Annotated in this window: 18 protein-coding genes; 5 read left to right on the top strand and 13 right to left on the bottom strand. The window is 63.2% G+C overall.

The annotated features are described in order from the left end of the window. Positions 1-131: 131 nt before the first annotated feature. Positions 132-482, top strand: a complete 351-nt coding sequence (locus ACYVHT_RS01635; protein WP_460547274.1) for a hypothetical protein — start codon at positions 132-134, stop codon at positions 480-482. 624 nt (positions 483-1,106) lie between these two features. Here ACYVHT_RS01635 and ACYVHT_RS01630 read toward each other — a convergent pair. The 10 genes from ACYVHT_RS01630 to ACYVHT_RS01585 all read right to left on the bottom strand — a co-directional run bounded on the left by ACYVHT_RS01630 (position 1,107) and on the right by ACYVHT_RS01585 (position 11,229). Then, positions 1,107-2,462: an FAD-dependent oxidoreductase gene (locus ACYVHT_RS01630; RefSeq protein ID WP_460547272.1), complete on the bottom strand. Its 1,356-nt coding sequence runs from the start codon at positions 2,460-2,462 to the stop codon at positions 1,107-1,109. Between the two features lie 73 nt (positions 2,463-2,535). Then, a complete protein-coding gene (locus tag ACYVHT_RS01625; protein WP_460547270.1) occupies positions 2,536-3,411 on the bottom strand; it encodes an alpha/beta fold hydrolase in 876 nt (291 codons plus the stop codon). A 38-nt stretch (positions 3,412-3,449) separates the two neighbouring features. Beyond that, positions 3,450-5,105 (bottom strand): NAD(P)/FAD-dependent oxidoreductase, encoded by a 1,656-nt coding sequence (locus ACYVHT_RS01620; protein WP_460547268.1) that lies wholly within the window; start codon positions 5,103-5,105, stop codon positions 3,450-3,452. 48 nt (positions 5,106-5,153) lie between these two features. Beyond that, complete coding sequence (locus ACYVHT_RS01615) at positions 5,154-6,551, bottom strand: ATP-binding protein (RefSeq protein WP_460547266.1); 1,398 nt, start codon at positions 6,549-6,551, stop codon at positions 5,154-5,156. A 162-nt stretch (positions 6,552-6,713) separates the two neighbouring features. Further along, positions 6,714-7,565, bottom strand: a complete 852-nt coding sequence (locus tag ACYVHT_RS01610; RefSeq protein WP_460547264.1) for an alpha/beta fold hydrolase — start codon at positions 7,563-7,565, stop codon at positions 6,714-6,716. A 43-nt stretch (positions 7,566-7,608) separates the two neighbouring features. After that, the gene (locus tag ACYVHT_RS01605; RefSeq protein WP_460547262.1) at positions 7,609-8,103 is read right to left on the bottom strand and encodes a DUF302 domain-containing protein; all 495 of its coding nucleotides are present in this window, start codon (positions 8,101-8,103) and stop codon (positions 7,609-7,611) included. A 12-nt stretch (positions 8,104-8,115) separates the two neighbouring features. Further along, positions 8,116-8,979 carry an alpha/beta fold hydrolase gene (locus ACYVHT_RS01600; RefSeq protein WP_460547260.1) on the bottom strand — a complete coding sequence of 288 codons (864 nt, stop codon included), beginning with the start codon at positions 8,977-8,979 and terminating at the stop codon, positions 8,116-8,118. A gap of 165 nt (positions 8,980-9,144) precedes the next feature. Next, positions 9,145-9,864: a hypothetical protein gene (locus ACYVHT_RS01595; RefSeq protein ID WP_460547258.1), complete on the bottom strand. Its 720-nt coding sequence runs from the start codon at positions 9,862-9,864 to the stop codon at positions 9,145-9,147. A 37-nt stretch (positions 9,865-9,901) separates the two neighbouring features. Then, on the bottom strand, positions 9,902-10,747 hold the full coding sequence (locus tag ACYVHT_RS01590) for a Rossmann-fold NAD(P)-binding domain-containing protein (protein WP_460547256.1): 846 nt from the start codon (positions 10,745-10,747) through the stop codon (positions 9,902-9,904). A 59-nt stretch (positions 10,748-10,806) separates the two neighbouring features. Next, entirely contained in the window at positions 10,807-11,229 is a 423-nt protein-coding gene (locus ACYVHT_RS01585) for a hypothetical protein (protein ID WP_460547254.1), read from the bottom strand. Between the two features lie 556 nt (positions 11,230-11,785). On the opposite strand from ACYVHT_RS01585, the gene ACYVHT_RS01580 reads away from it, so the two are divergent. Then, complete coding sequence (locus ACYVHT_RS01580; RefSeq protein ID WP_460547252.1) at positions 11,786-14,095, top strand: tetratricopeptide repeat-containing sensor histidine kinase; 2,310 nt, start codon at positions 11,786-11,788, stop codon at positions 14,093-14,095. Here ACYVHT_RS01580 and ACYVHT_RS01575 read toward each other — a convergent pair. The 3 genes from ACYVHT_RS01575 to ACYVHT_RS01565 form a co-directional block, all read right to left on the bottom strand. Further along, entirely contained in the window at positions 14,092-16,626 is a 2,535-nt protein-coding gene (locus tag ACYVHT_RS01575; protein WP_460547250.1) for a sigma 54-interacting transcriptional regulator, read from the bottom strand. The two genes, ACYVHT_RS01580 and ACYVHT_RS01575, sit on opposite strands and share 4 nt — an antisense overlap. A gap of 358 nt (positions 16,627-16,984) precedes the next feature. Continuing rightward, positions 16,985-17,881: a helix-turn-helix domain-containing protein gene (locus ACYVHT_RS01570; protein WP_460547248.1), complete on the bottom strand. Its 897-nt coding sequence runs from the start codon at positions 17,879-17,881 to the stop codon at positions 16,985-16,987. A gap of 103 nt (positions 17,882-17,984) precedes the next feature. Continuing rightward, a complete protein-coding gene (locus ACYVHT_RS01565; RefSeq protein ID WP_460547246.1) occupies positions 17,985-18,806 on the bottom strand; it encodes an SDR family NAD(P)-dependent oxidoreductase in 822 nt (273 codons plus the stop codon). Positions 18,807-19,251: 445 nt separating this feature from the next. Here ACYVHT_RS01565 and ACYVHT_RS01560 point away from each other — a divergent pair, with 445 nt between their 5' ends. From ACYVHT_RS01560 to ACYVHT_RS01550, 3 genes are all read left to right on the top strand, one after another. After that, positions 19,252-19,539: a hypothetical protein gene (locus tag ACYVHT_RS01560; protein ID WP_460547244.1), complete on the top strand. Its 288-nt coding sequence runs from the start codon at positions 19,252-19,254 to the stop codon at positions 19,537-19,539. Further along, the gene (locus tag ACYVHT_RS01555) at positions 19,452-19,781 is read left to right on the top strand and encodes an ester cyclase (protein WP_460547242.1); all 330 of its coding nucleotides are present in this window, start codon (positions 19,452-19,454) and stop codon (positions 19,779-19,781) included. Before ACYVHT_RS01560 ends, ACYVHT_RS01555 begins: the two co-directional genes overlap by 88 nt. Positions 19,782-19,845: 64 nt before the next feature. Next, positions 19,846-20,787 carry an NADP-dependent oxidoreductase gene (locus ACYVHT_RS01550; RefSeq protein ID WP_460547240.1) on the top strand — a complete coding sequence of 314 codons (942 nt, stop codon included), beginning with the start codon at positions 19,846-19,848 and terminating at the stop codon, positions 20,785-20,787. Positions 20,788-20,905: the final 118 nt, after the last annotated feature.

The following is a 20,905-nucleotide window of genomic DNA, read 5'->3' as shown; positions in this document are numbered from 1 at the left end:
CCATCTGCCAGAACCAAGCGGGCGCGATTATCCGGGGGCGGGTAGGCCTGGCTCTTTTGCAGCAGCAAAGCCAGGGCCTGCTTCGGCTTGTTGAGTAGGATTAAGTTGTGGGCGATGACTTGGGCCGCTTCATGAATCCCGGCATTGCTATAATTGCTCTCGGCATTGCGCAGGGCCAGCTCGTAGTAGTGAATCGCTTTCTCCCGCTGGTTAACGCCGGCATAGACGGACGCAATCCGGAGGTAAAAGGTATATATCGCAGCGGTATCCTGCGTGCGCTTAGCGCTTTGAATAGTGGCGAGCGTGTAATGCAGGGCCTGCTGGTAGTCGGCGAGGATATCGCTAACGGCTCCCAGCAAGTCAAGCGTGTAATGAAGATTGCGGTAGCCGCTGCGTTGGTAGATGGCGAGTACCTGCAGCAGCTCCTGCCGCGCAAGCAGCAGCTTCCCTTGTTGCAGGTGCGTATCCGCAACTTCTTTTAAGACACGCGCTTCCATCCACGGGTTGCGGGTTGCCCGGAAGAGTTGGGCAGCCTTTGCGAAGCATCGTAGGCGCTGAGCTGATTCTGGGGGCGAGCTGCTATAGTTTGCCCCGAGTAAGTACCAGCCAATTGCTTCCCGGTAGGCATCGTGGCGGGGCTGGTTTTGAGCCAGTCCCGAACGGGCCGCTTCTCTGGCCTCTTTGGCTTGGTCGTCGCCTCTGCCTACCAGGAAATAGGCCAGCGCGTAGTTGCTGTCTATCTGGCCGGCAACGAAACGGAGCTTGTGGCTAAGCTGCTGAGCTTGATGGATGTACGCAAATGCAGTATCGAAATCGCTATCAGTATTTAGGCTCGCAATACGCGCTTTGCTATTAAAATAAATACTTAGTGCTACCAACAAGTTGACGCGGCTGGTATCGGGCGGGCTCCGGCGTAGCTGGCGGCGGAGGCTATCCGCTTTTGTCGGTCGAAGCACCGGGTAAAAAGGCTCGCCGTATGCCGCAGAGGCAAAAACCACCAGGAGCAACACCAGGTATTTCATAGCGAAAAAGCAGCCGCAAGTCTGCAACAACAGCCCGTGATATTATTCCCTGCACTATTCACTTAGCGTAGGCTTGCCTTTTTATTAAATCTTGCCAAACAGGTCGTTGAGTGCCTCGGTCATCGACGGATGAATATAGATATTATCGCGCAGAACCTCGTAGCGCACCCCCGCCTTCATGGCCAGCTGCACGGTGTTGATGACTTCGCCGGCCTCGGCACAAAACAGGCTGCAGCCTAAGATACGGCCGGTACCTTCTTCCACCACCGCTTTGAGCAGGCCCTCGGGCTGGCGCAGCACCTGGGCCCGCGTGATGGCGGCGGCCGGCAGCGTGGCCACCCGCACCCGGTAGCCCTGGGCCCGGGCCTCGTGCTCGCGCAGCCCGACGTGGGCAAACGGCGGCGTCAGAAAAACCGTGGAGGCCACGTACTGCCGGTCGGCGGTGGTGCGGGTGCCGGGGCCGAAGAGCTGGTCGCGCACGATGCGGTAGTCGTCGAGCGAAATGTAGGTGAACTGCGGGCCGCCGTTCACGTCGCCCAGCGCCCAGATGTGCGGCACGTTGGTTTGCAGCCGCTCGTTCACCTGAATAAAGCCCCGCGCATCCTGGGCGATACCGGCGGCCGCCAGGTTGAGGCTGGCCACCACGGGCTCGCGGCCCGTCGCCACCAGAATGGCCGCCGCCGGCCGGCGCTCGGTGGTGCCCTGCGGGGTTTCGAATACCACTACATCTTCCGCATCGGGCCCCGACTCGATGCGCTGCACGCGCACGCCGGTTTCGAAGGCTACGCCTTTTGCGGTCAGGTTTTGGATAATGGCAGCGGCCATGTCCTCGTCCTCATTGGGCAGCAGGCGCGGGGCCGTTTCCAGCACCGTGACGGCCGCCCCGAACTGGGCAAACATGCTGGCAAATTCGAGCCCGATAAACCCGCCCCCGATGATAACCAGCCGCTCGGGCAGCACGGCTTGCTCCATCAGGCTGGTGCTGGTGAATACCCGCTGGCTTTCGCGCAGGCCCGGAATGGGCGGCCGCCGGGGCACCGCGCCGGTGTTGATGAAAATACGGTCGGCCTCCACCAGCACTTCCTCGCCCGTCTCAGTCAGCCGCACCCGCACCTGCCGCTCGTTTACAAACGAGGCCTGGCCCAGCAGCAGCGTGGCTTCGGGGTGCGCGGTGAGGTTGGCCAGGTTGCGACCCCGCAGAAAGTCGGTCAGGCGGTTTTTCTCGGCCAGGGCATCGGGATGCGGCACGCCCAACTCGGCACTATGCACGAGCGACTTGGTGGGGATGCAGGCAATGTTGATGCAGGTGCCGCCGTACATCCGGGCCGATTGCTCGACCAGCGCGACCCGCCAGCCCTGCGTGGCGAGAAAGCCAGCCAGGGTCTTGCCGGCTTTGCCAAACCCAATGATAAGGGCCTGATACTGTTGAGGAGAAGCCATAAGTCAGGAAAAAATAGTTGGTAGGCAAATGAATGTGCGCGTGAGCCCACTCGCGGGCTCACGCGCACAAGGTTTAGCGAGGGTCAGCGGCCGAGGTGCTCACGAAGGTGGCGATGTACTGGGCGCTGGCCTCGGGGTACTGCTGGTGCGGGCCGTGGCCGGCCTGCGGGAAGGTGTGCAGCTGCATGGTGGGCAGCTGCTCGTTGAGGGCGTACCAGTTCTCGACGGGGAAGGAAATGTCGTGGTCGCCGCCGATGTGCAGCATCGGAATGGCGGTGTGCCTGAGGGCTTCCAGCACGGCCGGGGCCGGGAAGAAATTGCTGCGAGGCTTGCCTCCGGACGCTGCCAGCAGGCCGCCGGCCCAGTCGCCCGGCACGGGCACGCTGCGCTCGGTCTGGCGCAGGGCGAGGCGGGCGAAGGACTCCGTGGCAGCCTGCCGGCTGGCGGCCGAGCGGGGCTCAAAAAACAGCTGCACGTAGTCGTTGAGGTCGTTTTCGGGCTTGCCGGCCAGGTCGTAGAACAGCTGCTCGGCCATTTTGGGCAGCTCGCCGGGTGGGTTGGTGCCCAGCAGCACCAGGTGCGAAAGGCGCTGCGGGGCCTTGGCCAGCACCACCTGGGCTACCAGCCCGCCAATGGACCAGCCGCCCAGTATCACCTGGGGCAGCTCCAGGGCATCGAGCAGGTCCACCACGTCCTGCGACATCTGCAAGGGATTGTAGGTCCGCTCGCCGGTCGAGAGGCCCAGGCCGCTGTAATCGAAGGTGATGATGTCGAAGCCCTGCGCGGCCAGCGCGTCCAGAAAAGCCGGGTCCCAGGTGTCGAGGTCGCCCCGGAAACGGTTGCAGAACAGGATGGTGCGGCCCGCGCCGAAGCGACGGTAGGCCAGGCGGCGGCCATTGCGCTCTATGTACTGGTTAGGGGCCGAAACGGTGAGTGAAGTGGTTTGCATGAGTTGTTTGGGGAAAAGGGTTGATGAAAAAATGGGAGCTATTCGCTCAGGTATTCGTGCACGAACTTGATGGCCATGCTGCCCTCGCCCACGGCCGAGGCCACGCGGGCCATCGCGCCGGCGCGACCGTCGCCGGCAGCGAAGAGCCCGGGCACGCAGGTTTCGAGCAGGTAGGGCTCGCGGGGGAGCTTCCACTGGGCGGGGTAGCGCGGGTCGGCCAGCAGGTCGCGGCCGGTGAGCAGGTAGCCCTTGGCATCGCAGAGGGCGAGGTCGCAAATCCACTCCGTGCTGGGCTTGGCCCCGATGAACACGAACAGGGCGCGGGCGGGGTGCTTCTCGGGGGCCTGCCCCTCGCGCTGAATGACTACCGCTTCGAGCGACTGCCCGCCGCAGGCCTCGCGCACCTCGGTGTTGGGCAGAATCTCGATGTTGGGCGTTTGAGCAATTTGCTCAATCAGGTAGGCCGACATGCTGGCCGCCAGGCTATTGCCACGAATAATAATATACACCCGCGCGGCATAAGCCGATAGGTACATGGCCGACTGCCCGGCCGAGTTGCCCCCGCCGATGATGTACACCGGCTGGCCCTGGCAGATGTGCGCCTCGGTGCGGGCCGAGCCGTAGTACACGCCCGCGCCGCTCAGGCGCTCCAGGCCCGGCGCGTCGAGCGTGCGGTAGCTCACGCCGGTGGTCAGCACCACGGCCTTGGCCCGCACCTGCGCGTTGTCTTTCAGGGTCAGTACCTTGTAGCCGTCCTGCACGCGCAGCGCGGTTACTTCCTGCGGGGCAATGAGCTCGGCCCCGAGGCGGGTGGCCTGGGTCCAGGCGCGGTAGGTCAGCTCGGCCCCGCTCACGCCGGTGGGGAAGCCCAGGTAGTTTTCGATGCGGGACGACGAGCCCGCCTGCCCGCCAAACGACTGCCGCTCAATAAGCAGCGTTTTCAGGCCCTCCGACGCGCCGTAGACGGCCGCCGCCAGCCCCGCCGGCCCCGCCCCGACAACCACCACGTCGTACAGCTCCTGCTGGGCGGCCACCGGCAACCCCAGCTGCCGGGCAACCGCGTGCTTGTCGGGCTGCGCTGCGGCCTGGCCGTCGGCGTAGAGCAGCACGGGCAGGTCCTCGGGCTGGAAGCCGCTGGCCGCCAGCAGCGTAGCGGCTTCCTTGTCCTTCTCAAAGTCGAGCCACTGGTAGCTCACCAGGTAGCCGCTGAGAAAATCCTTCAGCTCGTGCGACCTCGGCGACCACTGAAACCCAATCAGGCGCAGGCCCTCGAATGCTGGCCGGTACGTGGCCTGCCAGCTGGTCAGCAAGTCGTGCAGCGCGGGGTAGAGCAGCTGCTCGGGCGGGTCCCAGGGCTTGAGGAAATAATAGTCGAGCTGCGCCGAATTGATGGCCTGGATGGCGGCCGTGGTGTCGGCGTAGGCGGTGAGCAGGGCGCGCTTGGCGGCGGGAAACAGCTGGCGGGCGTGGGCAAGCACCGCCACGCCTTCCACGTCGGGCATGCGCTGGTCGGCCAGCACCAGGGCCAGGGGCTCGGCGCGGGCGCGCAGCTCGTCGAGGGTCGTGAGGGCCGCCGGCCCCGAGCTCACGCTCAGAATGCGGTAGTCCCGGCGAAACTCCCGGCGCAGGTCGTTGGCAACCGAGGCCAGCACCTGCGGGTCATCATCAACACAGAGAATAACGGGCTTTTTCATATCAAACCAAGTAGGTAGCAGCTGGCTAAAAGAGAAGAATACGTCGGGTTAGGATATTGGCAGCCAGGCCACAAACTCCGTGCGGCCGGGAACCGACGTGGCTTCCAGCCGCCCCCCGTGCTCCCGGATAATGCGGCAGGCAATGTCCAGCCCCTGCCCGCTGCCCTGGCCGGGCGGCTTGGTGGTGTAGAAGGGTTCGAACATGTGGGCCAGCACCTCGGGCGTGATGCCCGAGCCATTGTCCTGAATGCCAATGCGGAGCAGCTGCTGCTGGCGCGTGGCGCTGATGAGCAGCTCGCCGCCCTGGTCGGGCAGGGCATCCAGGGCGTTGTCAATCAGGTTGGTCCACACCTGGTTGAGGCTGCCGGCCTGGCCCATTATCGGGGGCAGGTCGGGCGCGTAGCGGCGGGTGAGGCGCACGCTTTTCTGGCGCAGGGCGTAGGCAAACATGTGCAGCGTACTTTCGAGGCCGGTGGTCACGTCCAGCTTTTCGGGGCCGGCAGCGCGGTCCATGTGCGAGTAGGTTTTCACGTCGCCCACCAGCGTGCTGATGCGCCGGCTGGCCTCGCTGATGTCGGCGGCCAGGCGCAGGGCCGTGAGGTGGCTGCTGAGCCAGCCGAAGGCATCGGGGCGGGCGGCGGCGGGCAGCAGGGCAGCTACGGGGAGGAGGGTGGCCACCGTCAGGCCGGCTTCCAGCAGGCTATTGGCCAGCGTGTAGCCATCGGGGCTGCCCTGGGTTTCGAGCCAGGCGGCCAGCTCGTCTTCCTGGTCGGCCGCTTGCAGCGCCGAGAGGGCCGGCGGCGCTCCGGCGGGCAATGCGGCCAGCGCGGTAAGGGCCGCTACCGCTGCCTCCGAAGGGCAGGCGACCAGCAGCCGCTGCAGCAGCAGGGGAGTGGCTTGCAGCGCGCCGGCCAGCGCCGCCGAGGCCCGGCTAATGGCGGCGGCCGGGTTGTTCAGCTCGTGCGAAAGGCCGGCCGAGAGCTTGCCCAGCGCCCGCAGCTTGTCGTCGCGCTCCTGGCTGCGCACGTAGTCGCGGGCGCGGTCGTTCATCAGGCTCACCAGGCGCTGCACCAGCTCGGGGCTCGCCTGCTCCAGGGCCGCAAACTGGCGGCGGGGCAGCACGTACACCACGGTTTCGCCCACGGCCACCACCTGCCCCTGGTACACCTCAAACCGCGAGTAGGGCAGCACCCCGCCCACCTGCCCCTGCTCGATGCGAAACACATGCGCCGGCCGGCCATCAATGTGGCTGTGGTAGTGCATCTCGCCCGCCACCACGGCCATCAGGCTGTCGGCCAGGCTGCCCGACTCGGCAATGACCTCGCCGGGCGCATACCGGTGCAGCTCCCCCGCCTGGCTCAGCCAGGTCAGGATTTCGGCCGGCAGGTGCTGGAAAGCCGTGATGCTGTTTAGGGCATCGGCAGTGGGGGCAAGTAGCTGGGACATTTGCAGAAGAAAAAGGTGAGAAAAGAGGGGGGATTTGTCATGCTAAGCGCAGTCGAAGCATCTCTACCGCTTCGTTGCAGCGGCTCAGACGAAGCGGTAGAGATGCTTCGACTGCGCTCAGCAGGACCGTCTTTCTAAATCGACGGTTTATCACCGGCCCGCTTAGTCCTCGGCCTGCAGGAAGTAGCGCACCTGCTCGGCAAAGAGGCGGGCGTGCTGGAAGAGCGAGCCGTGGCTGGAATCGGGGTACAGGCTGAGCTGGGCGTTGGGCAGCTTGTCGAACAGCAGCACCGATTGGCTGGTCGGGAACATGGTGTCGTTGTTGCCTTGCACCACCAGCGCGGGCTGCTTAATGGCGGCGAGGCGGGCGAATTCCGGGTCCTGGATGCTGCCCCAGTCCACAATGGCCTGGTACTGCGCCTGAAACACCTGGGGCGTGCTCGGGGTGTCGCGGTCCACGGTGCGGCGCTGCAGGCGCTGGATGAAGGCTTCGCCCTGCTGCTGGCTGCTGGGCGTGGCCGCGAAAAACAGGTACAGCAGGATGTCTTTCGGCGACTTGCCGGCCAGGTTGCTCGTCACGTACTTGAACTCGTCGGCCCCCTGGCCCACGGGCGCGCCGCCGGCCAGCACCACGCGGCGCACCAGCTCAGGATGGTCGAGAATTAGCTGCTGCGCAATGAAGTTGCCCAGCGAGAAGCCCAGCAAATCCACCCGCTCGAAGCCCAGCGCCTGGATGAAAGCGTAGGCATCGCGCGTCATCTGGGCCACGGTGGTGGGCGTCTGGCCACCCGAGTTGCCCACGCCGGCGTTGTCGAAGAGCACAACGCGGTGGGTTTCGGCCAGGCCGTTGGTTACCAGCGGGTCCCAGTTGTCCATGGTGCCGGTGAAGTGCTGCAGGAAAATGAGCGGCAGCCCCTCTGCCTGGCCGAAGGTGCGGTAGGCGAAGGGCACGCCGTTTACGTCGATGTACTGCGTGGGCGCGGTTTCGTGGGTGTAGGTTTCGGTGGTTGACATGAGCTTGGTTGTTGTGAGGTGAAGGAATTGGGTTTGGTGCGGGCTAGCTTGGTGTAGCAAGACTGTCGGCGTGGCGCAACAGCTGGAGCAGCTTCGCGTCGAGGCCTTGGGCCACGGCCGTCACGGCGTCGTTCCGGAACTGCCCGAACAGCGAGGACGGCAGGTCGTATTCGGCCCGCGCCTGGTGGTTTTCGGCTTCGTACACCAGCACCCGCAGCGGGGCGTAGAGGGCGGCCCGCAGGTCGTGCTGCGTCATTTGCAGCGCAATCAGCGGGTTGCCGATGGCGTATTGTTTGGCCTTTTTCGGGGCACCGAGGAGGTGGAACAGCGCCCCGTGGTTCTGCACCCCGAACAGGGTCAGGTTCTCGTAGCTGCCCAAAGCGGCGAGCTGCTGCTCTGCCCGCTGCAGGTCACCGCCCGTCAGGTCCAGACTGGCCGGGTCGAAGTGGGCGAGCAGCCCTTCCAGCGCCGTTGTGAAGTCCTCGAAGCTGCGTTGCAGGTCGATGGTCTGATGGCTCACCGAAATGATGGTTTCCATAAAATGAGTTGGTTAGTGGGAGATTTGCGCGGGGTTTTGATAGCCGCCATTCAGCCAGTCCAGCGCCAGCTGGCCGTAGGTCGTGGCTTCTTCCTCCCAGGTGTAGTGGCCGCATTCCAGCACGGTCAGGGCGCTGTTGGGCAGCTGGTTATGCAGGGCTTCGGCGTCGGCCACGGGCACGTTGGGGTCGCGGCGGCCGCTGACGATGTGCACCGGCGTGGCGAGGCGCGGCAGCTGCGGGGCCAGGGCGGGCAGGTCGGTCTTGTAGGCCCGCACAAAATTCATGGCTTCCACAAAGCGGCCGTTGGCGGCCGCGGCCAGGTAGTCGGCCACCACCGGGTCGGGCAGCGTGACGTAGGGCTTAATCTCGCTCAGCGAGTTCAGCACAATGGCGTCGGTGTCCATGGCCCGGAAAACGTCCAGCGACTCGGCCTCAATAATCTGCTGGAGCACGCCCGACACAATCAGCGGGAACGAGCACGCGCCACTGCCGATAAACAGGCTGCGAAACGTCCCCGCCTGAATGGTTTCGGCAAAAAGCACCGACGGGCTGGCCACGTCCGGCGCAATGGCGTGGGGTTTTTCCAGGCCAAAGTGTGCGTTCAGCTGAAGCAGAAACCGGCCCATCGCGCTGGGCGACATCAGCTCGGGGCGGCCTTCGGAGAGGCCGAAGCCGGGCAGGTCGACCGCGAGGAGCGAAAACTCCGGCGCGAGCACGTCCCAGATGGGCAAAAAGGCCAGCAGGCTCTCCGGCCACGGGCTGAACAGCAGCACGGTTTCGGCCCCGGCCTTCGGGCTGCGGGCGTACCGAATGCGCAGGCCATCGATGGTCGTAAATTCGGGGTGAATAGCGGTGGTCATGGATAAGGTGTTCATTGGAAAGGGTGTTTCAGGGTGAAATAGTGAGCGGCAGGGCTGAGGAGGCCGTCACGCCGAGCGAAGTCGAAGCAGCCCTCGCTTCGTTACATCGATTGGATTACCGCTGCGGTAGAGATGCTTCGACTCCGCTCAGCATGACGGCCTGACAATTGTCATACAGCCCTAGCGGAGCTTGATGTCGCTCAGCTCGATGGATACAACCAGCGGCTCGGGGCTGTGGCTCAGGTCGGCGTTGCGGAGGTAAATCAGGTGCTTGGTGGGCAGCGTGATGCCCGCTACCGTGACGTGGTTGTGGAAGTAGTGCACGGCCGGCGTGCCGCCGTTGATGTCCACGTTGTAGTCGTGCCGCCAAAGCAGGCCGCTGGCGGCGATGTAGAAGGTTTGCACCGGGTTGTGGGTGGCCACGTCGGCCGGGAAGGTGACTTGCAGGCGGCGCAGCGTCTGGCCGTCTTCTTCCCACGGGCTCAGCTCCTTCACCTCGAAGCCGGGCCGCACGAAGCTGAACGGGGCCGTGAGGTAGTTCCACATGGCGTAGCCCACGAAGTAGGCTAGCTGCAGATTGCTCCACGGCGTTTGCAGCTCGTAACCGGCGAAGGAGGCGCGCGGGTTGGCCAGGTCCTCGACCAGCTCGCCGCCCGTGGTTTCGATAACAACCCGGTCGGGCGTGACCGAGGTGCGGTAGTTGGGGGCGCCGAAGGGCGTGTGTGAAGTCCAGGGCTGGTGCAGGTCGATGGTGACGTTGACGTCGTCAATCATCCCGGCGTGGCCTTTCATGCCCCACAGGATGCCGCCCTGCGTGAGGTGGGCCGAAAGGGTTTTCAGTTCATTCCACCGGTCAAGGCCGCCGTGGGCGTTGAGGGTGAGGGCGAGTAAATGGTTCATGGTTTTGATTGGAAAAGGCGGTGAAAAAGGCTTGACGTTAAGCATTGTCGAGGTCGGTGCTGGTCGAAAGGGGCAGCCACTGCTCCATCTCCCGCACCGTGTCGGCCACGTTGGTCTGGTAAAAGGCCACGGCATCTTTGCCCAGCAGCAGCTGGGCGGGCGGCTGCTCGATGCGGGCCAAATCGACCACGATGCGGGCCAGCTTTTTGGGGTCGCCGGGCTCGTTGCCGTGCAGGAGGCCGACATTGGCGTACATGTCGCCCACGGCCGTCGCCTCGTAGTCGGCAATGGGCCGGCTGGCAACGGCCCGCGACTGCGGCCCCAGAAAATCGGTGCGGAACAGGCCCGGCGCCACCGTCGTGACCCGAATCCCGAACGGGGCCAGTTCCACCGCCAGCCCCCTGGAAATACCCTCCAGCGCAAACTTGGTAGACCCGTACACGCCCCAGCCCGGAAAGGCCCCGTGCGCGTCGATGGACGAGATGTTGACGAGGTAGCCGGCCCGCTGCCGGCGCAGGACGGGCAGCACGGCCCGCACCACGTTCAGCACGCCAAACACGTTGGTGTCGTACTGCCGGCGTACTTCCGCGTCGGTAGCTTCTTCGAGGGCGGCCACCAGGCCGTAGCCGGCGTTGTTGACCACCACATCGAGCCGGCCGAAGTGGGCCACGCCCTGGCGCACGGCCTGTTGCACCTGCGCCTCATCGGTCACGTCCATCTGAGCCGTGAACAGGTTGGAATGGTGATGGAGGGCCGTGGCCAGCGCTTCGGGCTGGCTGCGCACCGTGGCAATAACCTGGTCGCCCGAATCGAGGGCCGCTTTGGTGATTTCGAAGCCAAAGCCCTTCGTGGCTCCGGTGATGAGCCATACTTTTTGTTGCATCGGGTGCGGATAAAATGGAGAGAATAATGGAAAATCGACTGTCCGGCCGGACGTTGCCTTTATTGTTGGTTGCGAATCCAGGTATTGGTCAGGCCCTCTTCGATGAAGGCGGCGGCCCGGTAGCCGGTGTTGGCGGGGTGGGCCAGCAGCGGCAGCACCGTATCGGTGTAGTAGGGCACGTGCGTGGGAAAAACCAGGTAGGCCCCGTACACCTGCTCGGCCGCCCGGAAGGCGGCGGTTACCTCGGGGCAAAACTCTTCGAGCAGCCACTGGGCCCGCCGGGGGCAGTTGGTGGGGCTGCGGCGGGTATCGAGCAGCCAGAAGCGGCAGTTGTACTGCACGGCCATTGCCAGCACCTGGCGGTAGCTGGCCTTGTATTCGGCATCGTCGAGCGGTTGGCTGCGCCAGCGCACCACCAGCACATGTTCCTGGCTGCGGTAAGAAATATCCAGGGCCGGATGGAAAGTTAGAAGTTGCCTCATAGGAGTAGGTGCGTAAGTAGCCGGCTTGCGCCCGGTAAGCCGCCTCCGCGGGGCCAGGGTGGCTGCCGGAAGCTGGGTGTTGCTGTGCCTGTCCCAATCCAAGGACTGTACCACGGGCCGCGTGCCAGAAGCCTTCCTCCCGAGGAAAGTGCTTCCATTGGCTCCAAATGAGGTTTTTAGCGCGACGTATTGGTTTTGGCCCGGCGCGGCCACGCTGCTCCAATCCGCTTTGGAGGGCGCTGTTTTTGGATATTCTCCACTCTGTTGGAGCCTCGCAACCGGAAGCCGATGGGCCAGCCGCAACGAGCCAGCCCGGAGCCAGCTTCTGCCCGGAGAATGTCGGCCTGCTTGCCAGTAACATTGTTCAGATTGCCAGCCAGTTGCCTTGCTTATCTGCTGCCCAATGCCGGCGTGCTCAGGCTGCGCGGCCATGTAGCGGGTAAAGGCTGCATGATACTTGTTTCCCCGCATGGCGAGCACGCAGTGCCGCCTGTCCGGTCCGGCCGCTGTCGGCCCGATTCAATACATTTAACAGCCGTCCGGCTTCCTCCCGCCTATGCTGAAATCATTCCTCTTGCTGCTCCTGGCCTGCACTATCGGCGCCCCGGGCTGGGCCGAATCGTTGCACCCGGCACCCGGCAAAGCCGTCGTCGATTCGCTGCAGGCGCAGCTGTGGCATAGCGCACCCGGCACCACCGCACGCCTCCAGGCACTGCTCCGGCTGAGCGACGCCCTCATTGACAGGAATGAGCAGCTGGACGCTGCACTAGACAGTGCCTCCTTCTACAGCAAACAAGCCCAGGCCCTGAGCCTCCGCCTGCATGCCGCCGAAGGGCAAATCAGGAGCTTGCAGGCATTGGGCCGCATTAGCATCAGCAACCACGAGGAGGAGGCTGCCCGGCAACTCCTGCGGGAGGCCATCCGCCTGAGCAGTAAAGAGGGAAACAAGTGGCTGGAAGCGCAAGGGTGGAGCTACCTGGGCAATGCCTATCCGCCAGTGGCCGCAAACCTGCCGTTGGTGCTCGGCTACTTCGAGCGGGCAAGAGCCTTGTACCGGCAGCTGCCCAACAAGTTGGAGGAAGCCTACATGGTGGAAAGCATGGCCGGCCTCCACATTTTGCAAGGCAGCCCGGCCCAGGCCATCACCGAGCTTACGCAGGCCATCGCCCTGTACCGCTCCGTTGGCTACCAGCGGCTGCACTACTGCTACGACCTGCTGCTGTATGCCCACCGGCAGCTCGGAAACTATCAGGCCGCCCTGCAATACGGCCTGACGGCATTGGAAAGCGCCAAAGCAACCCACGACACGACGGATATTACCCTGTTTTATAGCCGCGTGGCAGGCATTTATAAAGAGTTGAATCAACTGGATAATGCCCTTTTCTACAATCAAAAAGCCTTTGCCAGCGCTTCGCAGCCCGGCCGTGAAGCCTACGCAATGCCCATTGCCGGGCATATTTCTGAGATTTTGCTTCTGCAGCACAAGCCCCGGCCGGCGCTGGATATCCTGCTGCGGGTGATGAACGATAAGGCCTACCGCGCCAAAGTGACTGACCAGGGGCAACTACTCTACTATCTGGCCCGCTCATACACGGCCCTCCGCATGTATGCCGAGGCCGAAAAGTGTTACGCGAAGATGCTGCGGGCACTGAAGCCCAGCGTGAAAGAGGTCGACCGGCTGCTGGTGTACTACAATGTGGGCAAGTTTTACTGGCTTACGAAGCAGTACGCGCCGGCCCGCACGTATTTGACCAAGTCCCTCAGCCTGTCTTCGCAGGTAGGAACGCTGCCGCAAACCGCGGACATTCATTTGCTGCTGTTCAGGGTTGATTCTGCGCAGGCGCGCTTCCCCGCGGCTATTGTGCATTACCAGCAATACAAAGCGCTGAATGATTCGGTCTTCAGCACCACGAAGAGCAAGCAGATTGCCGCGCTGCAAATTCAGTACGACACGAAAAAGAAGGAGCAGAGTATTCAGCTGCTGACCCGGCAAACCCAGGTGCAGCAGGCCGGCCTGCGCCAGCGCGAGTGGCAGCGCAACGCCACGCTGGGCGGAGCCGTGCTGCTGGTGCTGCTGCTGGGCGTGAGCTACAACCGCGCCCGGCTGAAAAGGCGCAGCACCGAGCTGCTGGAGGAAAAGCAGCGGGAAATCAACCAGAAAAACCAGGACCTGGAGCAGGTGCTGGGCGAGAAGGAAGAGCTGCTGACCGAGAAGGAGGGCCTGCTGGTGGAAAAGGAGTGGATGCTGAAGGAAATCCACCACCGCGTGAAAAACAACCTGCAGATTGTGAGCGAGCTGCTGAACTCGCAAATCGACCAGCTGCAGGAGCCCCGCACGCTGGCCATCATTCGGGAAAGCCAGAACCGGGTGCAGGCCATGGCCCTGGTGCACCAGAAGCTCTACCAGGCGCAAAACCTGGCGCGGGTGGACATGCCGGAATACATCCGCGAGATTGTCGAGCACTTGCTCGCCTCGTTTCATAGCGAATCGGTGCAGGAGCAGCTCGACATTGCCCCCATCGAGCTGGATGTGGCCCTGGCCACGCCGCTGGGCCTGATTATCAACGAGGCCGTGACCAATTCCCTCAAATATGCCTTCCCTGATTCCCGGCCCGGCACCATCCGCGTTGGCTTGAGGCAGCTGCCCGACCAGCGCTACCGCCTGACCCTGGCCGATGACGGCGTGGGCCTGCCGGCGGGGTTCAACCTGGCCGCCAGCCGCACGATGGGCCTGACCCTGATTACGGGCCTGAGCGAGCAAATCGAAGCGGACCTGACCTTTCCCCCAGCAGCGGGCGTGTGCATCTGCCTCGAATTTGAGGGAGCCCGCAAAGCCGCCGAAGCGCCGCCGGCTCAGAAAAACTAGCTGGCCGGGCCGATTTTCAGCTTTTTCATGCGGGCTTCCAGCGTCGTGGGCTTGATGTCGAGCAGCTCGGCCGCGCCGCCCGCGCCCCGAATGCGGTAGTGCGTTTGGGCCAGCGCCGCCAGAATGGTTTCGCGCATGGCGTCGTCCAGCGGTTGGGTGAGGCGGGCGGCGGGCTCTTTAGACGCTGGTGCGGGTGGCGAAGGCGGCGCTTGCAGCGGCTCGGCCAGCTCCACGGTCGGGGTGCGGGACAGAATGGCCGCCCGCTCCAGCACGTGCTCCATCTCCCGGATGTTGCCGGGCCAGGGGTACTGGCGCAGCTGTTGCAGGGTCGACTGGGCGATGCCGGTGAGGGGCTTGCCCATCTTTTTGCTGATTTTCTGGAGGAAGTGCATGGCCAGCGGCAAGATGTCGTCCCGGCGTTCGCGCAGCGGCGGCACCAGCACCGGAAAGACGTTGAGCCGGTAGTAGAGGTCGGAGCGGAAGCGGCCGGCGGCCACTTCCTGCAGCAGGTTGCGGTTGGTGGCCGCAATCACGCGCACATCGACGTGGATAATGCCTTTGCCGCCCAGCCGCTCAATTTCGCCTTCCTGCAGCACGCGCAGCAGCTTGGCCTGCAGTTCCAGCGGCAGCTCGCCGATTTCATCCAGAAAAATGGTGCCTTTATGGGCCATTTCAAACTTGCCGATGCGCTGGTCGGTAGCGCCGGTGTAGCTGCCTTTTTCATGCCCGAACAGCTCCGATTCAATGAGCTGGGCGGGCAGGGCCGCGCAGTTCACTTTCACCATCGGATGGTCTTTGCGCTTCGATACGTTGTGCACGGCCCGCGCAATCAGCTCTTTGCCGGTGCCGGTTTCGCCCAGCACCAGCACCGTGAAATCGGTGGGCGCTACCTGGCCGATGCTGTTGAAGATGTTGAGCATGGCCGGACTGGTGCCGATGATTTCGCCGAAAGTCTGGCTGATTTTGATTTCCTCGGTCAGGTAGATATTCTCCCGCTCCAGCTGCTCGCTCAGCAGCCGGATGCGCTCGAAGGCCAGCAGGTTTTCCAGGCCCAGCGCCACCTGTTCGCCCAGGCTTTGCATGGTGCGCAAATCGCGCTCGGTGAAGGCGAAGGCCGTTCGGCTAGCCACCAGCAGCGACACCGCCCGGTTGTTTTTAAGCGCAATGGGCACGCAGATGAGCGACTTGGTGGCCAGTATCCCGGCCGAATGCTGGATGGCCGCGTTACGCGCCTGCATCTCGTCGTATGCTTCGCCCACAAACACGCCCAGGGTACTTAGCTCCGCGGGCAGCGCGGCCCAGGCCTGCTGCCAGGCCGCACTCTCAATGACCTCGGCGGGCGGAACAATGCGCTCGGCGGCCGGCATTTCAAAGCCGTTGGCCTGCCGCTCCACCGTGGCATCGGCCATGATGATGTCCGGCAGCTGGTCGGGCCAGTAAATGCAAAGCACGTCAATCGGCAACAGCTCGTGAATGGCGGCGGCTACGTGGCGGGTGGTTTCGGCCACGTCCTGGCCGTTTTGAAAGGCGCGCACCACGGCCAGCTCGGTGGCTTTCAGCTGGCGGCGGGCCTCGATTTCCTCGCTGGCCAGCAGATTGTCCAGCGCCAGCGCCACCTGCGGAATAATCAGCTCGACGGCCTCGTAGTCTTTGGGCGTGAAGCCCGCTGGCTCATCACAATCCAACTGGATGGTAGTGGATGGCCGCCGCTGCTTCAGCGCCACCGGAAACAGGGCCAGCGAGTGCATGCCAAACGCATCGCGGCTGCACCGCGCAGGCAGGTAGCGCGCGCACAGTGCCTCGAAAGCCGCCCCCATGAAAAGGCCTGCCTCTTCGGGCGGCGCGGCGGCCGGCGACTCCGCTAGTTTGCGCTGATACTCTTGGATGGCTTCGCGACGCGCCTGCACGGGCACCGACACCGGCTCGAAGTCCCCGGCGGCGTTTTTTTGCAGCGTTACCCAATAGAATAGCGACTCCTCCGGCAGCGCCAGCCGCAGGCTGAACATGCTGAACGATACCACTTTATTCAGCTGGGTGGCAATGGCCAGGCAGAGCTGGTCGCGGTCGTGCAGCGTGACGATGGCGTTGTTGACGGCCATTTGAATGCTCTGCTGCTGCCGCAGCTTGGCCTCGGCGCTGTGGGCGTGGCGGTAGCGGGCAATTTCGAGGGTGCTCAGCACGTCCTTTTCGCGGAAGGGCTTATTGAGGAAACCGTACGGCTCGGTCACGGTGGCCTCTTTCAGTACGCCATCGGTCAGGTTAGCCGATAAAAACACGAATGGAATATCCTGTTCCTTCAGCCAGTAGGCCAGGTCGATACCCGTTTCCTCACCCTTGAGAAAGATGTCGAGCAGCACGATGCTCGGGCGCTGCTCGACCACCAGGGCCTTCGCTTTTTCCACCGATACGGCAATGCCCGTTACCTGATACCCTTCCTTTTCCAAAACGCGCCGCAAGCCATTGGCAATCACGAACTCGTCTTCGACAATGAGCAGCGGGGGAAGCGTTGAGAGGGCGGGCGTGGGGAGCATAACAAGGGCGCAGAAGCGGGTGAGTAAAGGCTGGGGCAGCTAAGGGCGTGTGCTTGCCTGCGCTGACGACTAAGGTAAAATACTGGCTCGGAGCAACAGCACTTTCAGTTGGGAAATGGTCCCGAGCAGTCATCCTGGCCAGTTGGGCATACCCGGCTTTTCAAAGTCTATACCAGCTGCTGTGAAAGGTGTGCCGTGAGACAATCAAACGCTGCCCCATCCTCAAAACCAGTTGTTTTATATAGCAGACGGCTTGTGGAGGAAGCGGCTCCGCCCATCAGCCTTCAATGGTTCAGCTCACGCTTATTGGAGATTCTCCAATGGAATGGAGGACAGCAGCAGCTGCTGCCGTGTGAATTCAGTTCAGGAACTGTGCCCGGTACTCGTGCGGCGTGAGGCCCGTTTCCTTCTTGAATAGCCGGGAGAAATAGGGCGGGTTCTCGAAGCCGAGCTGGTAGGCGGTCTGGGCAATGGTATTGTCGGTGCTGATGAGCAGGTTTTTAGCCTCGGCCAGCAAAAACAGGTGAATGTGGTCGAGGGCCGTTTTGCCGGTTTCCTGCTTCAGCAAATCGGTGAGGTAGCGCGGCGAGGTGTGCAGCTGGTCGGCCAGGTGTTTCACGGTGGGCAGGCCTTGCTGCTGCAGCAGGCCGCGCTCGAAATAGGCCGTCAGTATAGCAGTAAACCGCGAGGCGGTGGTGCCCGACAGCGGACTGCGGTTGAGAAACTGCCGCTTGTAGAAGCGCTGCGAATATTTCAGCAGCGAGTCGAGGTGCGTCAGGATAATGTCGCGGCTGTACTCATCCTGGTTGTTGCGGTATTCAAGGTCAATCTTGTCGTATAAGTCCCACATTATCCGCTCTTCGCGTGGGGCCAGGTGCAGCGCCTCGTTGGCTTCGTAGTCGAAGTAGCCGTACTTTTTTATCTCGGTGTGCAGCGGGTGGCCGAGTAGGTAGTCTTCGTGAATGAAGAGCATAAAGGCCTTTTCGGTCAGCTCAATGTCGTCGATTCCCATCGCCTGCCTGGGCTTCACAAACGAGAGCGAGCCGGCGTCGTGGTCGTAGTTGGTTTTGCCGTAGAGAAAGTTGCCCGCCTTAATTTTCTTCAGGCTGATTACGTAGAAGTCCGTGGTAATCGGGCTGCTGCCGAACGAGCAGTGCGTTAATTCCTCACAGGTCACCAAGCTCAGCAACGGATGCTCGGCCGGGGCATAGCCGCTGGTGCGATGAAACTCGCTGATGGTTTTGAAATGCTTCATGGTGGGACAAATAACAACCAAGCGCGCATAAAGTATGGCAACCAAAACGGCCCCCATCCTACCCAGGAACAGGGGCCGTTATCACGCCAGCGGGGCGCGTGGATTAGCCGTGCGCTTCCACGGCCACGTCCTTCCACGTTTCCCAGGTAGCCAGCCGCTCGCCGTATACCTGCTGCGCCCAGGGATAAGCATCGCGTCCCAGGAACAGGCGCAGCGGCGGGTTCTCTGAGTCCACGAGCTGGAGGATGGCCGGCACGGTGGCCAGCGGGTCGCCGTAGTTGTCGGGGGCGAAGCTGGGGATGGCCCACAGCGCCTCTTTCACCTTGTCGTAGGCCGCAATGGGCTGGCTTTGCACCGCCGAGGTGCCGCCGAAATCCGTTTTGAAGCCGTTGGGCTCCACGAGCGTAACGTGGATGCCGAGGTCTTTCACCTCCAGGTAGAGGGCTTCGCTCAGGCCTTCCACCGCAAACTTGGTGGCGCTGTAAATGCCCAGCGTCTGGGCGGTGTTCACACCCAGAATGCTCGACAGCTGAATGATATGCCCGTGGCCCTGCGCCCGGAAGATGGGCAGCGCCGCCTGCGTCACCCAGAGCGTGCCCAGCAAATTGGCGTCGATAATGTCGCGGGCTTCCTGCTCGCTGATTTCCTCCACGGCCCCGAATACGCCGTAGCCCGCATTGTTAATCACCACGTCGAGGGTACCGAAATGGGCTTTGGCCTGCTGCACCACGGCCACACTCTGGGCGCGGTCAGTGATGTCGAGGGCCAGCGGCAGAAAGGCCGCGTCGTAGGTATCGGCCAGGTCTTGCAGGCCGGCCACGTTGCGGGAAGTGGCGACGACGTTGTCGCCGCGTTTCAAAAAAGCCTCGGCCCAAATTTTCCCGAATCCGCGGGAAGCGCCGGTAATGAAGATTGTCTTTGCCATCTCAGTATTAGTGGTTGAGTGATAGCACAAAATTCCGGCCCCAACCAGGCGCCGGGCTGATACAAAAGGAGGAAGTTCTGATACAGAATGACGCAGGGGCAATGACCGGCCACCGCATGCCATCGAAGCGGCACGGCAGCCTCCACTCTGTTGGAGAATATCCAATCAATTCGGCCCGACCCATTGGAGCCAGGTGGGCAATGCGGGGCTCCCAACATCCATTTTTTCAGGCTTAAAAGCCTCATTGCAGCCAGCTGAGGCTCTTTATGCCGCCCACAAAAGGGGAGGTGCCGGGCCAATGGCACAGGCTTTGGAAACCGGATAAGCAGCAATAGCCCAACCGGAGCACCTGCTTGCCGGGCCGCATCATCCTCGATTTGTCCCGTGCGCCGGGCAGCGCAGGCGGTCGATTTTATCCGGTTCACTCACTCAATACTTCCCTGCCATGAAACCACTCGTGCTGTTCGCCGGCCTGGCGCTGCTGGGGGTCAGCGGGCCGGCCGCGCCCACCCAGCCGGACTTGCCGCCGGCTCCCGTTACTGTTCCTAAACCCGTGACGCGGGCCGGCACCCTGACCGAGCCGCAGGCCGCGCAGCAGCTGCGCACGGCCCGCCTGTTCTACCCCTTCCGGAAGACCCCGGCGATGTGCGCTATGCCCGCGCATCCGTCAGCGCCGATTTCAAGGATAATGCCCTGCCGCCGGGCCGGCCAGCCGCCGCCAAAAACCTGCTGACCGCCGGGCCCGACCTGAAATGCACCCTGGAAGACGTGGCGCTGGCCAACGACAAAGCGGTGGCCCGCCTGCTGCTTACGGGGCACAATACGGGGCCGCTGGCGACGCCCCCGGCTTCGGGCAAGGCCATTCGCTTCATGGCCATCGACATGCTGCACCTCCGCGCCGGCAGGGTTTACGAGGACTGGCACCTGGAAGACAACCTGACCTTCTGCCAGCAGCCTGGCCTGGTGAGGCAATAATAAAACGCAGAATCCACCACCCGCCTTGGCGCACCGCCTTGTGCACATACTTCTTCATTTTAGCATGCACGCTTTCACTCTCTCGGGCACCACTGGTCCCGGCAGCCTCCAAATCACCGCCTTACCCATCCCCGCCATCGGCGCTGCCGAGGTGCTGGTGCAGGTAAAAGCCCTTAGCCTGAATCCCATCGATGTCAAAACCACCCACGGCCAGGGGGTGTACGGCTACCTGAAAGCGGAACAGCCGGTGATACCGGGCTGGGACATTTCGGGCATCGTCACGCAGGTTGGGGCTGAGGTGTCATCGGTTAAGCCCGGCGACGAAGTGTTTGGCATGGTCAACTTCCCCGGCCACGGCCGCGCTTACGCCGAGTACGTGGCCGCGCCGGCCGCCCACCTGGCCCGCAAGCCCGCCAGTAGCTCGCACGAAGCAGCGGCCGCCGCCACGCTGGCCGCCCTCACGGCCTGGCAGACGCTGGTGACCAGAGCCAATGTGCAAGCGGGCCAGCGGGTGCTCATTCACGCGGCGGCCGGCGGGGTAGGGCACTTTGCCGTGCAGCTCGCCAAGTCGCTCGGGGCCTACGTTATCGGGACCTCATCGGCGGCCAAGCGTGATTTCGTGCTGTCGCTCGGGGCCGATGAGCACGTCGACTACACCCAGGTGCGGTTTGAAGATGTCGTGCAAACCGTTGACGTGGTGCTCGATACCATTGGCGGCGACAACCTGGCCCGCTCCCTGAACGTGGTGAAGCCCGGCGGCACGCTCATCAGTATTTCCAGCCCGCTGAGCCCCGACACGACGGAGCGCGCCGCGGCCAAAGGCGTGCACGGTTACTTCTTTCTGGTCACTTCGAACGGGGCCGACATGCAGCAAATCGCCGAGCGGCTCGCCGATGGTCGCCTGAAATCCCATGTGTCACAACGCCTGCCATTTGCTGAGCTGCCCGAGGCGCTACGGCTGGTGGAAAGCGGCACGACGCAGGGCAAGGTGGTCGTCGCGCTGTAGGCTGATTGGTAGTCGATTGCGAGCGATAGCAACACCTTTTTGGAGTGGCGCCCTCCCTGGCGCAGCCCCGCTTTTTTCCCAACTACACCTTCAACTTTTTTCACCATTTAACCCATCA

The sequence above is a fragment of the Hymenobacter daeguensis genome (genome assembly GCF_054780555.1).
Note: the sequence above shows the minus strand (reverse complement) of the source record. Positions and strands in the feature narration are given on the sequence as shown.

What these genes read in the sequence shown, in the direction of transcription:
- ACYVHT_RS01595 (WP_460547258.1), bottom strand. Translation starts at nt 9,864, where the DNA reads ATGAACCATTTACTCGCCCTCACCCTCAACGCCCACGGCGGCCTTGAC.
- ACYVHT_RS01610 (WP_460547264.1), bottom strand. Translation starts at nt 7,565, where the DNA reads ATGTCAACCACCGAAACCTACACCCACGAAACCGCGCCCACGCAGTAC.
- ACYVHT_RS01630 (WP_460547272.1), bottom strand. Translation starts at nt 2,462, where the DNA reads ATGGCTTCTCCTCAACAGTATCAGGCCCTTATCATTGGGTTTGGCAAA.
- ACYVHT_RS01575 (WP_460547250.1), bottom strand. Translation starts at nt 16,626, where the DNA reads ATGCTCCCCACGCCCGCCCTCTCAACGCTTCCCCCGCTGCTCATTGTC.
- ACYVHT_RS01605 (WP_460547262.1), bottom strand. Translation starts at nt 8,103, where the DNA reads ATGGAAACCATCATTTCGGTGAGCCATCAGACCATCGACCTGCAACGC.
- ACYVHT_RS01590 (WP_460547256.1), bottom strand. Translation starts at nt 10,747, where the DNA reads ATGCAACAAAAAGTATGGCTCATCACCGGAGCCACGAAGGGCTTTGGC.
- ACYVHT_RS01585 (WP_460547254.1), bottom strand. Translation starts at nt 11,229, where the DNA reads ATGAGGCAACTTCTAACTTTCCATCCGGCCCTGGATATTTCTTACCGC.
- ACYVHT_RS01635 (WP_460547274.1), top strand. Translation starts at nt 132, where the DNA reads ATGAATCCCGGCATTGCTATAATTGCTCTCGGCATTGCGCAGGGCCAG.
- ACYVHT_RS01620 (WP_460547268.1), bottom strand. Translation starts at nt 5,105, where the DNA reads ATGAAAAAGCCCGTTATTCTCTGTGTTGATGATGACCCGCAGGTGCTG.
- ACYVHT_RS01600 (WP_460547260.1), bottom strand. Translation starts at nt 8,979, where the DNA reads ATGAACACCTTATCCATGACCACCGCTATTCACCCCGAATTTACGACC.
- ACYVHT_RS01615 (WP_460547266.1), bottom strand. Translation starts at nt 6,551, where the DNA reads ATGTCCCAGCTACTTGCCCCCACTGCCGATGCCCTAAACAGCATCACG.
- ACYVHT_RS01580 (WP_460547252.1), top strand. Translation starts at nt 11,786, where the DNA reads ATGCTGAAATCATTCCTCTTGCTGCTCCTGGCCTGCACTATCGGCGCC.
- ACYVHT_RS01625 (WP_460547270.1), bottom strand. Translation starts at nt 3,411, where the DNA reads ATGCAAACCACTTCACTCACCGTTTCGGCCCCTAACCAGTACATAGAG.
- ACYVHT_RS01570 (WP_460547248.1), bottom strand. Translation starts at nt 17,881, where the DNA reads ATGAAGCATTTCAAAACCATCAGCGAGTTTCATCGCACCAGCGGCTAT.
- ACYVHT_RS01560 (WP_460547244.1), top strand. Translation starts at nt 19,252, where the DNA reads ATGAAACCACTCGTGCTGTTCGCCGGCCTGGCGCTGCTGGGGGTCAGC.
- ACYVHT_RS01565 (WP_460547246.1), bottom strand. Translation starts at nt 18,806, where the DNA reads ATGGCAAAGACAATCTTCATTACCGGCGCTTCCCGCGGATTCGGGAAA.
- ACYVHT_RS01550 (WP_460547240.1), top strand. Translation starts at nt 19,846, where the DNA reads ATGCACGCTTTCACTCTCTCGGGCACCACTGGTCCCGGCAGCCTCCAA.